Origin of the sequence: Flavobacterium sp. (assembly GCF_027484205.1) — a bacterium.
In the GTDB taxonomy this organism is placed as follows: domain Bacteria; phylum Bacteroidota; class Bacteroidia; order Flavobacteriales; family Flavobacteriaceae; genus Flavobacterium.
Genome location: NZ_JAIXUB010000024.1, coordinates 36,654 through 51,351 on the forward strand (window position 1 = coordinate 36,654; position 14,698 = coordinate 51,351).

The 14,698-nt window shown below is 31.2% G+C and carries 11 protein-coding genes; 2 read left to right on the forward strand and 9 right to left on the reverse strand.

Annotated features, from left to right (window positions below; translation table 11 throughout):
* Positions 1-41: 41 nt before the first annotated feature.
* Genes Q0049_RS11080 through Q0049_RS11095 form a run of 4 tightly spaced genes read right to left on the reverse strand, consistent with a single transcriptional unit; the run spans position 42 to position 4,070 of the window.
* The gene (locus tag Q0049_RS11080) at positions 42-890 is read right to left on the reverse strand and encodes a glycosyltransferase family 2 protein (protein WP_298119687.1); all 849 of its coding nucleotides are present in this window, start codon (positions 888-890) and stop codon (positions 42-44) included.
* Between the two features lie 30 nt (positions 891-920).
* Positions 921-1,442, reverse strand: a complete 522-nt coding sequence (locus tag Q0049_RS11085; protein WP_298119689.1) for a methyltransferase — start codon at positions 1,440-1,442, stop codon at positions 921-923.
* A gap of 30 nt (positions 1,443-1,472) precedes the next feature.
* Positions 1,473-3,293, reverse strand: coding sequence for a sensor histidine kinase (locus Q0049_RS11090; RefSeq protein WP_298119691.1), 1,821 nt, complete (start codon positions 3,291-3,293; stop codon positions 1,473-1,475).
* A gap of 30 nt (positions 3,294-3,323) precedes the next feature.
* Entirely contained in the window at positions 3,324-4,070 is a 747-nt protein-coding gene (locus tag Q0049_RS11095) for a LytTR family DNA-binding domain-containing protein (protein WP_298119693.1), read from the reverse strand.
* Positions 4,071-4,315: 245 nt separating this feature from the next.
* Here Q0049_RS11095 and Q0049_RS11100 point away from each other — a divergent pair, with 245 nt between their 5' ends.
* Positions 4,316-7,099: a LamG-like jellyroll fold domain-containing protein gene (locus tag Q0049_RS11100; protein WP_298119695.1), complete on the forward strand. Its 2,784-nt coding sequence runs from the start codon at positions 4,316-4,318 to the stop codon at positions 7,097-7,099.
* 132 nt (positions 7,100-7,231) lie between these two features.
* On the opposite strand, the gene Q0049_RS11105 is transcribed toward Q0049_RS11100, so the two are convergent.
* The 3 genes from Q0049_RS11105 to gcvP form a co-directional block, all read right to left on the reverse strand.
* Positions 7,232-8,293 carry a 3-oxoacyl-ACP synthase III family protein gene (locus Q0049_RS11105; protein WP_298119697.1) on the reverse strand — a complete coding sequence of 354 codons (1,062 nt, stop codon included), beginning with the start codon at positions 8,291-8,293 and terminating at the stop codon, positions 7,232-7,234.
* Positions 8,294-8,414: 121 nt separating this feature from the next.
* The gene (locus tag Q0049_RS11110; RefSeq protein ID WP_298119698.1) at positions 8,415-8,795 is read right to left on the reverse strand and encodes a group III truncated hemoglobin; all 381 of its coding nucleotides are present in this window, start codon (positions 8,793-8,795) and stop codon (positions 8,415-8,417) included.
* 144 nt (positions 8,796-8,939) lie between these two features.
* Positions 8,940-11,783, reverse strand: coding sequence for an aminomethyl-transferring glycine dehydrogenase (gene gcvP / locus Q0049_RS11115; protein ID WP_298119700.1), 2,844 nt, complete (start codon positions 11,781-11,783; stop codon positions 8,940-8,942).
* A 151-nt stretch (positions 11,784-11,934) separates the two neighbouring features.
* Here gcvP and Q0049_RS11120 point away from each other — a divergent pair, with 151 nt between their 5' ends.
* Entirely contained in the window at positions 11,935-12,768 is an 834-nt protein-coding gene (locus Q0049_RS11120) for a hypothetical protein (protein ID WP_298119702.1), read from the forward strand.
* Positions 12,769-13,054: 286 nt separating this feature from the next.
* On the opposite strand, the gene Q0049_RS11125 is transcribed toward Q0049_RS11120, so the two are convergent.
* Together Q0049_RS11125 and Q0049_RS11130 are read right to left on the reverse strand one after the other, a co-directional pair.
* The gene (locus Q0049_RS11125; RefSeq protein WP_298119704.1) at positions 13,055-13,522 is read right to left on the reverse strand and encodes an SRPBCC family protein; all 468 of its coding nucleotides are present in this window, start codon (positions 13,520-13,522) and stop codon (positions 13,055-13,057) included.
* A gap of 388 nt (positions 13,523-13,910) precedes the next feature.
* A complete protein-coding gene (locus Q0049_RS11130; protein WP_298119706.1) occupies positions 13,911-14,693 on the reverse strand; it encodes a fatty acid desaturase in 783 nt (260 codons plus the stop codon).
* Between the last annotated feature and the right edge of the window lie 5 nt (positions 14,694-14,698).

Below are 14,698 nucleotides of genomic sequence, written 5' to 3' on the forward strand. Positions count from 1 at the left end.
TTGGTAAAGCAGTTTTGAGTTATCAATTATAAGATTTTAACTTAAAATAGTTTCTCTTTCATCTTTTGAAGACGGTAATTGCGGATAAATTTTGCTTGCTCTTCTGTAACCAAAAGTGGTTTTTTTGAAGATTTTGCTTTCCAAAAACCTTTTATATAATCTAAAAAAAGTAATGGTTTTTTCTTCATCATTGCTAATTTCAAGGAAGCAATAGCAGTTATCAAAAATCCATAACCTAAAGAATAGAACGCTTCGCCTTGTTTATAACGAGCCGTTTTGTTGTAGTTGGCTCCAGTTGGTTTTAAGTGTTTTACATGTAAACTTTTATCAGTAACGACTTTCCAATTGTAGAATTTACATAGTAATTCATCAACGGTATCCCAACCCATTTCTGGTTTTAATCCGCCAATTTGCTTGAAAGTTTCTTTTCGATATGCTTTTAAAGCTCCGCGAATATGATCTTTATCCGTTAGATTTTCTAAAACCCATTCGCCATTTTTTTCGATATAACAAAATCCACCAGCCATTCCAATTCGCTCATCTGATTCGAAATGTTTGATTATGGTTTCAAAATAATTGTTTGGAAAAATCAAATCGGCATCAGCTTTTACAATAAAATCATAGTTTTCATCCAAAGTTTCTAAACCTTTTTGAAACGCTTGAATAACTTTACTTCCTGGTAAATGAATAGCATCCGAAGTTTTATTTACTAGAGAAATAAAAGAATATTTTGAAACAAATGAATTGACTACATCTTCTGTTTTATCCGTAGAATTATCATTCACCACTACAATTTTAGTTGGTAAGACACTTTGCTCAACCAAAGATTGAAGTGTCAAAGAAATCAAAGATTCTTCGTTGTGCGATGGAATGACGATGTAATATTTCATAGACTGAAAACTGAAAACTGTGACTGAAAACTATTTTCTCTCTGCAAAAACAATATAATATCTGGGAGTAAAATACCTTAACAATGGTCTGAAACCAAGTTTTTTAACTGGATGTGTAAATTTTTTGCGAGCAGTGATTTTCCAACCTGTTTTTTCAAGAAGCCAATCCAATTGCCAATCTTCAAATTCGTGATAATGTCTGTCCCACATATCCGTTTTACTACGGTAAGCAGGCGAAAACCATAAACGTAGTGGAATTGAAATCAACAATTTATCACATTTTACATTTTGTAAAACAGTATACGGATTCAATAAATGTTCAAATATTTCAAAAGCTGTAAAAACAGTATAATTTTCGTTTTGTAAAGCCGTTTGGTCGTTGTCTAAATCTTCACCTTTGGTGTTTTTTACGGTATAACCATTCTCTTCCATAATTTTAGAAAATGGATTCGGAACACCTAAATCAAAGATGGTTTCTGAAGTAGCAACGTGCTTTTGTAAAAATTCTAATGTGTGCTTAAAGCGTTTATTGGGAAATGTTTTTTCGTACATTTAAGATAAAATCAAGTTTAGAGTCCAAATTTACAAATAAATTTTAACTATGACTCGCGTACCAATACCATTTCCATTTTCATCCTTTAAATCTTCATAAATAACATTATCATCATTGTTATTTAGTAATTGTAATCTTTGTGCAATTGATTCGGTCGAAAATGAATTATGTTTATTATTAGTTTTTATTTCTTGCGATTTTTTTCTTCCTATTCCGTTATCTTCTACAGTACAAATAATATAATCTTCCTTATCACTCAATTTAAAATCAATACTTACCTTTTTCAAACCATTTTTGTGCAATAAACCGTGTTTAATACTATTTTCTACAAAAGGTTGAATAAGCATTGGAGGAATTTCATGGTAATCTTCGTCTATAGTAGTACCAATAGTTATTATATAATCAAAGTCGGTTTTAAAGCGCATTTTTTCTAGCTCAAGGTATTTCGATAAAATATCAATTTCTGTTGAAAGTAGAATTTGTTTTTTGCCTGATACATTTAATATTTGTCTTGTTAATTGAGTAAAGTTACCCATTTGTTCATTAGCTATTACTTTATCACCATACATAAATTGGTCTTGAATACTTGATAAGGCATTAAAAATAAAATGTGGATTCATCTGACTTTTAAGTGCTTTTAGTTCACTTTCAGTTGCTTTTTTCTCTGCTTCAATAGTTTTTTCAGCTTCTATTAGTTGAGCTTTTAAAAGTTCGTTTTGTTTTTTGATTTTATAGCGATTGAATACAAAATAAGTTGTTATTAGTAATGAAATTATAGCAATCGTTAAAATTATAGCAATCGTTTTTTGGCGTTGTGATTCTAAGTTTGCAATTTTTTTTTGTTGAGATAATGCCTTTATTTGAGCTTCTTTTTTTTCAGTTTCGTATTTGAATTCGGCTTTTAAGAGTTCGTTTTTGTTTTGATCTTTATTTAATTTTTTTTCTGCATTTAACGATTCTTCTAAGAATTTTAATGCAAGCTTATATTGACTTTTATCATTGTATACGTTATATAATTTCAAAGAGGATTCTTTAATAATTTCTAGGTTCTTAGATTCATTACCTAATTTGTTGGATAATAATAGATAATCAAGTGCTTTTATGCTTTCTTTTTTTAAAAGATATAAATTCCCCAGGTTTAAATAATTATCAGATAATTGCTTTGTATCATTTGCTTTTAAACTAAATTTCTCTGCTCCTTTAAAATTTTTTTCAGCATCAGATAATTGATTCATAGCTAAATAATTCTCTCCAATGTTATTTAAAGTGTAACCAATTTTACTGATATCGTTCAATTTTCTTCTAATTTCTAAACTTTTGAAATTATACTTTAAACTATTATTATAGTTTTTATTTTTATAATTAATAGTTCCAATATGAGCATAGATATAACCTAAAGCAGCTTTTTCTTTATTGTATTTTGCCAATATTTCAGATTCTTTGTAATATTTCAGAGCTTTATCATATTCCTCTAAACATAAAAAATTAAAAGCAATAGCCATTTTAGCAAAACACGCAAAGGAATTATTTTTTATTTTATTAGATTCTTTTAATGCATATAGATTTATCGAAATTGATTTTTTATAGTTTGCTTTAACTTGTTCAAAGTAGGCTTGACTTAAAGAGGCACTTATCAATGCTAGTTGATAATATTTTTTTGCTTTTGGATTTACAGTTTTTAAGTTTATTCTAGCTTTTATTGTTGATAAAAGATATTCATTAAGTTTTTCGCTTTTTTGCAAATTAGTTTCTTCATAGATACTCTTTCCAAAATTATTTACAGAAAGTGTATCATTTACATCACTTGATATTTTATTCTGAGAATAGTTGTATATCGAGTTGAATAACATAAAAATAATTAAAAACAGATTCTTCATGCCCTAAACACTAATATCACCAATATATCCATCAAACTCATTTTTCTTTTCTCGTGCGACAGGAATTACTTTGTTATTTTCAAAGACTAAAGTTGCACCATCTTTTTTACTGTATTTTTTTATTTGTTGAATGTTAATCAAGAAGGAGCGATGCACTCTAAAGAAGCGAGAATCATTGGTAAGCAGCTCATGAAATTCTTTTATTTTTTTACAAACCAAGTATTTTTCTTTAGTTGTTATTACGTGAGTGTATGAGCCATCGGCTTCAAAGTAAAGAATATCATCAATTTTAATGAATAATAATCCGTCTGAAAGTGGTAGCGCAATTTTTTGTAATTGCTTGACCGATAAATTATCTCTTAGTGTGGATACGCTTTGTAAAATCTGATTTTGTCCTTTTATTTTTATCGCTTTTTCAATCGCTTCTTGCAGTTTACTTATAGTTACTGGTTTTAATAAATAATCTACTGCAGAAACTTCAAATGCTTGTAATGCATATTCAGAATAAGCGGTGCAAAAAATGGTTACAAAATTTGGTTTGTCAAAATATTCAAAAAGAGCAAAACCATTTTCGTTCGGCATCTCTATATCTAAAAAAACCAAGTCAATATTATTTTTATTGATTATTTTCACTGCTTCTTTTACGTTTTCCGCTTCGGCAATAATTTCAATACCTTTAAGATGTTCGTTAATTGTGTTCGACAATAAAGAACGGGCGTGAGATTCGTCATCAACAATCAAAGCTTTCATAGAATTGTATTTAGTGTTTTTCAAAAATAACATTTATTTTTTGAATTAATTCTATAATAAAGTACAGTTTATGAAGCAAGAATGACTGTTCATGAAATATTTTTTTCTAATTGTATTCATAAACTGATAAAGTCTTAATAGAAATTGATTTCATTTCATGAAGTCAAACCCACAGATTGTGAAGTAATTTATTAGTTAGTTAGAGATGGAAACTACTTTTGAATCGAAATTTAAAATTTATCATTATGAAAAAACTATTACTTTTTATATTGTTTTCAATGCAGTGTGCATTTGGACAAACAATAACCTCGAGTAGCAGCCAAAACACTACCTACAATTCTACAGGTTTACCTTTTTTTGTTGATCCTCAAGGTCAGCCTTCAAATGCTAGACTTTATTATGCAGTAGCTCCAGCAAATGCTACAACAGGAACTTTAGTAAACTATTCTGCTAATCCTGTACAGTCAACTCAAAATCCAACTTCTGCTTTGTCTTTTACTCTTTCAGGATTAACACAAACCACAACTTACAATTATGCAATTCAATTGACTAATCCAACTAGTGGTGCCGTTTTGAGTACTTCTACTGGTTCATTTACTACTTTAACACTTCCTGTTTTGAGCGGTGTTACATCGAGTAATATAACTTCTAATAGTGCCACAATAAATTACACTATTGATCCAAACGGAAGTTCAACTACTGCAATTTTGAATTATGGTTTAACAACAAATTTAGGTCAAACTGTAAATAATGCTGCTGTTTCAGGTACAAATCCAATAGCGGGAACATTTAGTTTAACAGGTTTGGTTCCTGGAGCAACTTACTTTTATACAGTTACGGGAAGTAGTCAAGCTGGTACTACAAGTGCTTCTGCTGTTCAATCTTTTGTAGCAACACCGCCAACTCCCGCACTTATTTATCATTGGGAGTTTAATAATAATTTAGCTGCAACTGTAGGAAGCGTGCCTTTTACTACAACAAGTCCGTCAGTAAATTTTGCCTCAAATGGCACCAGTGTAAATAGCGCTTATGCTGTTGAAGTTACAGCTCCAAATTATGGATTTGCTGCAAATGCTAATCTACCGCTTTTACCACAAGCAAATGCACCACGAACTATTATTTTAAGAATCAATCAACTAACCAATAGTTCATCAATTAAATATTTATATGCCTATGGTACTGGTTCAAATACACAAATAAATGGACAATCTTTTGCTTTAGAATCAACCGATACATCAATGACAGTTAGTGGTTGGGGTTCACAAGCTGCCGGCTATTCAAGAACTTTTAATTATTCAAATCCTAGTAACACATGGAATACTTATGCAATTGTTTATGATGGATTAAATGCTTTGATATATGTAAATGGAACTCTATTGTCATCCGCTTCAAGTATTCAAAATCTAAATACTACTGGTACACTTTTTAGATTAGGAACTACAATGAATAATGTTTTCGGAACAGGAATTTTCAATATCGATGATTTAAAAATTTATAATTATGCCTTGACTGCTTCACAAATTTCAGCTTTAGGAACACCGGTTCCTTTGATTAGTGCTGTATCATCAAGTAATATAAATTCAAATGCTGCTACAATTAATTACAGTATTAACTCAAATGGTATTGTAGCAACACCTGTTATAAAATATGGATTAAGTGCCAGTAATCTAAATTTAACTCAAAATTGTCCGACGGTGACAAGTTCAACTGCAACAGTACAAAGTCAAGTTCTTTCTGGTCTTACATCAAATACAAACTATTTTTACAGAGTGGAAGCATCGAGTGCATCAGGAAATGCTACTCCGAGTACAACCCTTTCATTTACAACACCAGGCACAGCAACAGTTCCTGCAATTTCAGGTGTAGGTGTTAGTTCAGGTACAATTACTAATACAGGAGTAACTATTAGTTATACATTGAATCCTGGTGGCGCAACTACCACTCCAATTATTGAATATGGAACTAGTGCAAGTAATTTAAATTTATCTCAAACAGGAAATACGTATAGTGGAACTTTAAATTATGCACCATTACAAACTTTGTCAGGTCTTACACCTGGAACACAATATTTTTATAGAGTTACCGCAAGTAACAGTGTAGGAAATGCTATTCCATCTTCAATTTTAAATTTTACAACAACTGGAACTGCGCCTTTGACTTCTCAATTATTATATCACTTCCCTTTTAATGGAAACACAAGTTCAGTAACAGTCAATCCTGGTACTTTTATTAATGGTTCTGGAACAATAACTTATGCTAATGATGATTTAGGAAATACTTCAGGTGCTTTACAAGTTGCAGTCAGTAATGATGATACTTCAAGAAATTTAAATTCTTTAGTTGCTAATTTACCATTACTTCCACAAGGAAATTCCTCTAGATCTGTGGCGTTTAGAATTAAATATTTAAATACATCAATAACTAACTTTGTGGTTAGTTGGGGCGCAGGTACAACATATCAATCTTATGGATTTGAAAAAGCACCAACAACAGCATCTAGTGCAATTTGGGGAAATAATATAAACTTTGCAAATACTATTGCTGCAAATGTTTGGAGAAATATTGTAATAACTTACAATGCAAATACGGGTCTTGCAGAATTCTATGATGGCGGTTCTCTTACCGGTAGTAATACCCATGCTAGTTTTTTAAATAACAATACTAATGGAACAAATATAGTTATGGGAAGATCTATGTTACCTACTTTTGGACAAGGTAACTTTATAATTGATGACTTAAAAATATACAACTATGTTTTAACGCCAAGTGAAGTGTCTGCTCTATCAACTCAAGATTTTCAGGAAAATAAGTTATTGTTTACGATGTTTCCTAATCCTGCTAATGATGTGGTTTTAGTTTCTATGGAAAATGAATTGAAATCTGTTGAGGTTTATTCTCTTCAAGGACAAAAAGTTTTAAATTCATCTCAAAAGGAATTCAATATTTCTCAATTAAATACAGGAATATATTTAGTAAAAATTGAAGATATAAATGGAAATGTTGCTAGCCAAAAATTGATCAAAAAATAATGAATATTTTCATCAAATATCGTTTAGAACTTACATTAACAATTTTGTATTCTCTGATAATACTAGTAATAATAAGTTTAGTTTAGTAAGTAGTTTTTAAACCCAATCTTGTTTAATAATAGATTGGGTTTTTTACATCTTATACACAATTGCGTTAATGTTCATTCCTGCACCAACAGATGCGAACAGAATCACATCGCCTTTATGGATTTCTTGATTTTCGATTTTACCTTTAATTAATGAATCGTATAATGTTGGTACTGTGGCAACGCTAGAGTTTCCTAGTTTATGAATGCTCATTGGCATAATTCCTTCAGGTGGCGTTTGTCCGTATAATTTATAAAAACGTTGAATAATAGCTTCATCCATTTTTTCGTTGGCTTGATGAATCAATACTTTTTTCACTTGATTGATTTCAATTCCGCTATTGTCTAGACATTCTTTCATGGCTTTTGGAACATTGCTCAAGGCAAATTCATAAATTTTTCTACCATGCATTTTGATATATCGAACGTCTGGATCGTGGTCTTTATTGAAAGAATTCCCAAAGAATAAATAATTGGCTTCATCATAAGCATAAGTAGCCGATTCATGAGCTAGAATTCCTTCGTTTTCACCGTCAACTGATTCAATAATTGTTGCGCCAGCACCATCAGAGTAAATCATGGAATCTCTATCGTGCGGATCAGTAACTCTTGATAAGGTTTCAGCACCAATAACCAAACATTTTTTTGCCATTCCGGCTTTGATAAACGCAGTGGCTTGAATAACGCCTTCCACCCAACCTGGGCAACCAAAAAGCATGTCGTAAGCCACACATTTTGGATTTTTTATACGTAAATCGTGTTTTACACGAGTGGCCAAACTTGGAAGTAAATCGGCTTGAATAGCTCCTTTTTTCTGATTTCCAAAATTGTGGGCAAAAATGATATAATCTAAAGTTTCAGGATCAATTTTTGAGTCTTCAATGGCTTTTTTCGCCGCAATAAATGCTATGTCAGAAGTTAGTAAATCATCAGAAGCGTAACGACGCTCTTCAATTCCTGTAATACCGTAGAATTTCTCTGTAATAACTTCATTCGGAAGCGGAAAAGGAGTTCCATCTTCGTTTAAGAAAACATGATTTGAAAAGTCTTTATTGGTTACTATTTCTGTTGGAATATAACTTCCAGAACCGGTTATTTTTATGTTCATTTTTTACAAATTATAGAACTAAATTATTAATAAAAACCTTTGCTTGTATAGAAACGATTGTTAATGTGGAATAAATTATGAATTAAACAAAGAATGATACGGAAAATTATTGATGTCGTAATTATTCTGCGCTCTGTTGTGCGATTTTTATTTGCATAATCGATGAAAGATTGTGTGCCATATTCTTCATGCGTTCGCAATTAAAGCCTTCAAAATTTTCGTTGATGGCAGCTTCGAAGTGTGCTAACCAAATTTCAAACAATTCTTTTGATAAATACGATTTCATATTTACATCCAAATGAATTTGAGTCAAATTATTGAAATAACCACCCGTTCCAAAAATAGCTTGCGACCAAAAAGTCACTAAAATAGGCAAGTGTTCTTCCAATTTTATTTTGACAACATCAGTAAAAATATAACTGATTTTAGCATCAGCTAATAATCTTTTGTAAAAATCTTCTACAATGATATATAAGTCGTCTTGATTTTGAACGTCATTCATTTCTAAAAAAATTAAAGTACAAAGTTACATGATTCAAATTTCAATAGAATGACTTATGTCATTTTTATAAAAGAAAAAGGTTTCAAAAATTAATTTGAAACCTTTAAACTTCGTATTTCTAACTTCGTACTTCGTACTTAAAGATTACATATACGCCTCAATAGGAGCACAGCTGCATACTAAATTTCTATCGCCATAAGCATCATCAACACGACGAACGCTTGGCCAAAATTTATTTTCAGCAATGTAATCTAATGGGTAAGCTGCTTGTTCTCTGGTGTATGGGAAAACCCAAGTATCTGCAGTTAACATATTTAATGTATGCGGAGCATTGTGCAACACATTGTTAGTTTCCTCTTTAGTTGCTGCTTCAATTTCTTTTCTGATAGAAATCATCGCATCACAAAAACGATCCAATTCAGCTAAATCTTCTGATTCTGTTGGTTCAATCATCAACGTTCCTGCCACTGGGAAAGAAACAGTTGGTGCATGGAAACCATAATCCATCAAACGTTTAGCAATATCGGTAACTTCAATTCCTTTTTCTTTGAACGCTCTACAATCTAAAATCATTTCGTGTGCCGCTCTTCCCATTTCACCAGAATATAAAACTGGATAGTGATCTTCTAAGCGTGCCTTCATATAATTAGCATTCAAAATAGCATATTTTGTAGCATTAGTAACACCTTCTGAACCTAACATAGATATATATCCATAAGAAATTAAGCAAACTAATGCCGAACCATAAGGCGCAGCAGAAATAGCTGTAATGGCTTGATCGCCACCAGTAGGAACGATTGGGTTAGTTGGTAAAAACGGTACTAATTTTTCGTTTACACAAATTGGTCCAACACCTGGTCCACCGCCACCATGAGGAATTGCGAATGTTTTGTGTAAGTTTAAGTGACAAACATCGGCACCAATAGTAGCAGGATTTGTCAATCCTACTTGTGCATTCATGTTGGCACCATCCATATAAACCAAACCTCCATTTTCGTGGATAAGTTCTGTTATTTCGCAAATAGCGCTTTCAAAAACACCATGCGTTGAAGGATAAGTTACCATTAATGCTGATAAATTATCTCTATGTTCGATGGCTTTTGCTCTTAAATCTTCAACATCAATATTACCGTTTTCCATAGTTTTGGTTACGATAATAGTCATTCCTGCCATCGCTGCTGAAGCCGGATTAGTTCCGTGTGCCGATGATGGAATCAAACATACATTTCTATGATGATCACCACGAGATAAATGATAGGCACGAATTGCCATCAAACCAGCATATTCTCCTTGCGCACCAGAATTAGGTTGCAAAGTAGTTCCTGCAAAACCAGTTACTACATTCAATTGATGCTCTAATTTTTTAAGCATAATTTGGTAGCCTTCTGCTTGCTCTACTGGAGCAAATGGGTGAATACTGTTCCAATTTGCCATTGATAACGGAAGCATTTCGGCAGCAGCATTTAATTTCATGGTACAAGAACCTAACGAAATCATCGAATGATTTAACGATAAATCTTTACGTTCTAATTTTTTGATATAACGCATCAACTGACTTTCAGAATGATGGCTGTTGAAAACATCATGCGTCAAGAACGTAGAAGTTCTTTCTAATGATGATGGGATGTTATTAGTTGTAGATAATTCAGAAACTTTAAAACTTTCTTTACCTGTAGCTTCTGCAAAAATGGTAATGATTTGATTCAAATCTGCTACTGAAGTTGTTTCGTTCAATGAAATTGAGATAGTTTCGCCATCAACATAAAAGAAATTTACTTCGTGTTTTTCGGCAACAGCTTTCACTTTAGAAGCATCTGCTTTTACAGCAATAGTATCAAAGAAAGACGTGTTTATATTATAAACGCCCAATTTATTCAAAGCATCCGATAAAGTTACTGCTGAAGCATGTACTTTATTAGCAATATATTTCAAACCTTTTGGTCCGTGAAAAACAGCGTACATTCCAGCCATAACAGCCAATAAAACTTGGGCTGTACAAATATTAGAAGTTGCTTTTTCACGTTTGATGTGTTGCTCACGAGTTCCTAAAGCCATTCTCAAAGCACGATTTCCGTTAGCATCAATTGTTACACCGATGATTCTTCCTGGCATCGAACGTTTGTGTTCTTCTTTAGTGGCAAAGAACGCTGCATGTGGTCCACCATAACCCATTGGGATTCCAAAACGTTGTGTTGTTCCAACTACTACATCGGCACCAAATTCTCCAGGAGGAGTTAATTTTACTAAAGATAAAATATCAGAAGCAACGGCTACTTTTATTTCGTTTTCGTGTGCTTTTGCAATAAAACCTGCATAGTCGTTTACTTGACCAAATTTTCCAGGATATTGTAAAATTGCTCCGAAGAAATCAGTAGAAAAATCAAAAGTTTCATGATTTCCAACTACTAATTCAATTCCTTTTGGAGTAGAACGTGTTTGTAAAACTGATAACGTTTGAGGTAAAATTTCTTCAGAAACGAAGAATTTATTAGCATTGTTTTTCTTTTGATCACGTGTACGAACGTCAAATAATAACGCCATAGCTTCAGCAGCTGACGTTCCTTCGTCAAGAAGTGAGGCATTCGCAATTTCCATTCCTGTAAGTTCGATGATGGTAGTTTGAAAATTCAAAATAGCTTCTAAACGACCTTGTGCAATTTCAGCTTGGTAAGGTGTGTAAGCTGTGTACCAACCTGGATTTTCAAAAATATTTCTTTGAATTACCGCAGGAACAATTGCAGGATGATATCCTAAACCGATGTACGATTTGTAAACTTTGTTTTTATTACCTAATTCTTGAATGTGTGTTAGGTATTCATATTCTGTCATTGGAGCGTCAAGATCTAAGTCTTTTTTTAGACGGATATTGTCGGGCACAGTTTCATAAATTAACTGGTCAAGGCTTTCAACTCCAATGGTTTTAAACATATGTTGTAGGTCGTTCTCACGTGGACCTATGTGGCGTAATGCAAAAGCGTCTGTTCTCATTTTGTGAAAATAAATATAAAGTTTGTGTGTGTTGTTTTAAGAGAACAAAAGTAATTATTAAACTTTTATTTTTAAGTTAAACAAAGGGTAATATTTTGAGAAATTGTTAACTAAAAACGAGGTTTATTAACATAATGATTAGTTTTGTAGCATGCGTTTTTTTAGAAAACTTTTCGGTTTTTACATCAATTCAAGCATTCATGTGGCTTTGTCTGTTTATGCTTTGGTGCAATTGACGCAAATTTTGTTTAGCATTTCTAATGATTTTGCTACTTCATACTTCGCTTTTTTTGGAACAATTGTGGGTTATAATTTTGTAAAATATGATGCTTTAGCAAGAACAAAAAAGGTACAAATGTCATTTCAATTAAAAGGAATTGCCTTTTTGAGTTTTCTTTCTTTGATAGCTACAGGATATTATTTTTTGCAATTAGAAAAAACTACACAAATCATTGGTTTTGTATTTCTCGCCATAACCTTATTGTATACGTTACCGTTCTTTCCCAACAAAAAAAATGCCCGAAATTGGGCTGGATTTAAAATTTATATTGTGGCTTTGTGTTGGGTAGGCGTGACGCTTTTTTTACCCATAATTAATAATCATTTGCCTTTTACAAGTTATGTGTTCTTGGTTGCAGCACAACGTTTTATATTGATTTTTGTATTGATATTAATTTTTGAAATCATCGATTTAAGATTAGATGATCCGCATTTAAAAACCGTTCCGCAGCAAATTGGAGTTTCAAAAACCAAACGAGTAGGAGTTGCATTGATGGTTTTATTCGTGTTATTAGAATTTTTATCTGCTGATTTTAGAATAGCGTTTTTTGCTTTGAAATCGGCTTTGGCAATAACAACGATTTTGTTTTTGTTGTTTTCAAATGAAAAGCGGTCACGATACTATGCTTCTTTTTGGGTGGAGAGTATTCCTGTTTTTTGGTGGATTTTAATTTTGTTTCTCAATTGTGTGTATGATATATGTTAGATAGAAACACAATAGTACAGGTAAAATCCAAAAAGGATAATTGAAAACATCATCAAGTCTAAAATCTCTAAAAAGAAAAAAGATTATGAAAAATGCTATTGAGAATAAAAAATAAAATGGGATTAATAGATTTTTTTTAAATTTCAACCATAAAATTAGTGCTAATAAAGTTTGTACTGCACCAGTAAAAATCATTGATATTGGTGCGTATAGAAAAAATTCACCATCTAAAAGCCCTATAAAAAGCAGTAAAAATGGAGTTGCTATTGCAATACTATTTGCTATTTTAATTGATTTCATACGGTTTGCTTTCTGCTAAATTTTTAATAAAATAATTTCTTTCGATTATAAAATTAGTCAAATAATTTCTTAAAATTAATTTATCAAATAGTTTTCCAAAAATACCAAAAGGTGTTTGATACTGAATTTTGTCAATCATCATTACAAATCCGTTTTCTTCGATAAAAGAATGCTCGTGTTTAAAGGATTTGAATTTCCCTTCGACCATTTCATCCACAAAATAACTTGGAATTTCCATTGCAGAAATTATACTCTTATGAGTTAAATAGAATCCAAAATGTTTGCCACGCCAAGTAACGGTTTCACCTTTATTGATTAAGCCAGAAGTAACACCGTCAATAGCGGTTTCGTTTGATTTTGCTGTGGATAATTTATGTATATCAATATTTCTTGATAAGTCAAAAATGATTTGTTTAGATGCTTTAATTTTAGTTGTAAGGTTTATTGTGGTCATTTTTGAAATTTAATTTGAATATTATTCCTAACATTATAGAAGTAATTATATATGCAAAACTTGTGTATAATTCTCTAGCATTAAAAACGATGTGAAAAGTAATCAAAATAGATAAAGAAGTGAATAATATTAAAATTGTTTTCGAATATTTTATTGCGATTTCTTTTTTGGATAAGTAAAAATATATAATTCCATAAAGTATATATGTTGGGGCGGAAAAAATTAAACTAAAAATAAATGTAATCGGATATACTTCTATTAATCCTACAACACTATTTGATTTTTCACTTATAATACAAAATAACTCAAATACGAATGGTGCAAATAATAATGTTCCGATCCAATGTTTAAATAAATAACTCCAACTCATAATTTGTTTAAATAATTTTTAGAAAGTATTTTTCTTTTCTATCTCGGGTAATACATTATCAATTCTCATTGCTAATTCTGGCAGTTTGATTGTTGGAACAGCAGGAAATAAATGATGTTCTAAATGATAAAACATACTAAAGGTTATTCTGTTTTTCCATTTGCCTCTTTGTGTTCTAGCTATTTCAGGATTTTCTTCGGTATCGTGATGTACTGTCCACACTGCAAAAAAAGCCATTAGAAATTCGGCAATAATCATGATACTAATGTGATAAATTAAAAAGTTAATTTTAAAATAGAATGCTATAAATACAAATATTGTAATGGAACTTAACTCTAAAATCATGTTTTTTATGTAATTTTTGTTTCCAAGTTTGAAAGTAACTTTATGAATTAAAAACATATGAATTGGTCCATAAAGAATAGCTTCATACCAAGTCATTTTTGCTGATTTACCTTCATAATCTTCATCAGATAAACAATATTTATGATGTCTAATATGATTGAATTTCACAGCATGTATGGAAACCATCAAAAGAATGCTATTTGAATAAAGAGTAAACCAAGTTAAAAATTTATTGGTTCCTAGTGAGTTGTGAAAACCATTATGAACTTGTCTCAAACCTGTTAAAAAGAAAAAGGCAGAAAACGGTAACGCTAAAAGATAATATTCAAAATAGGCTAATGTTATTGAAATAACAAACCAAGGAATAGTTAGATTATTTTCAATTAATATTTCTTTGAATGTCAGATTTTTTAAATCTTTCCACTCCACTTTTTTTAGAATTTCTTGATGTGTCATTCTTT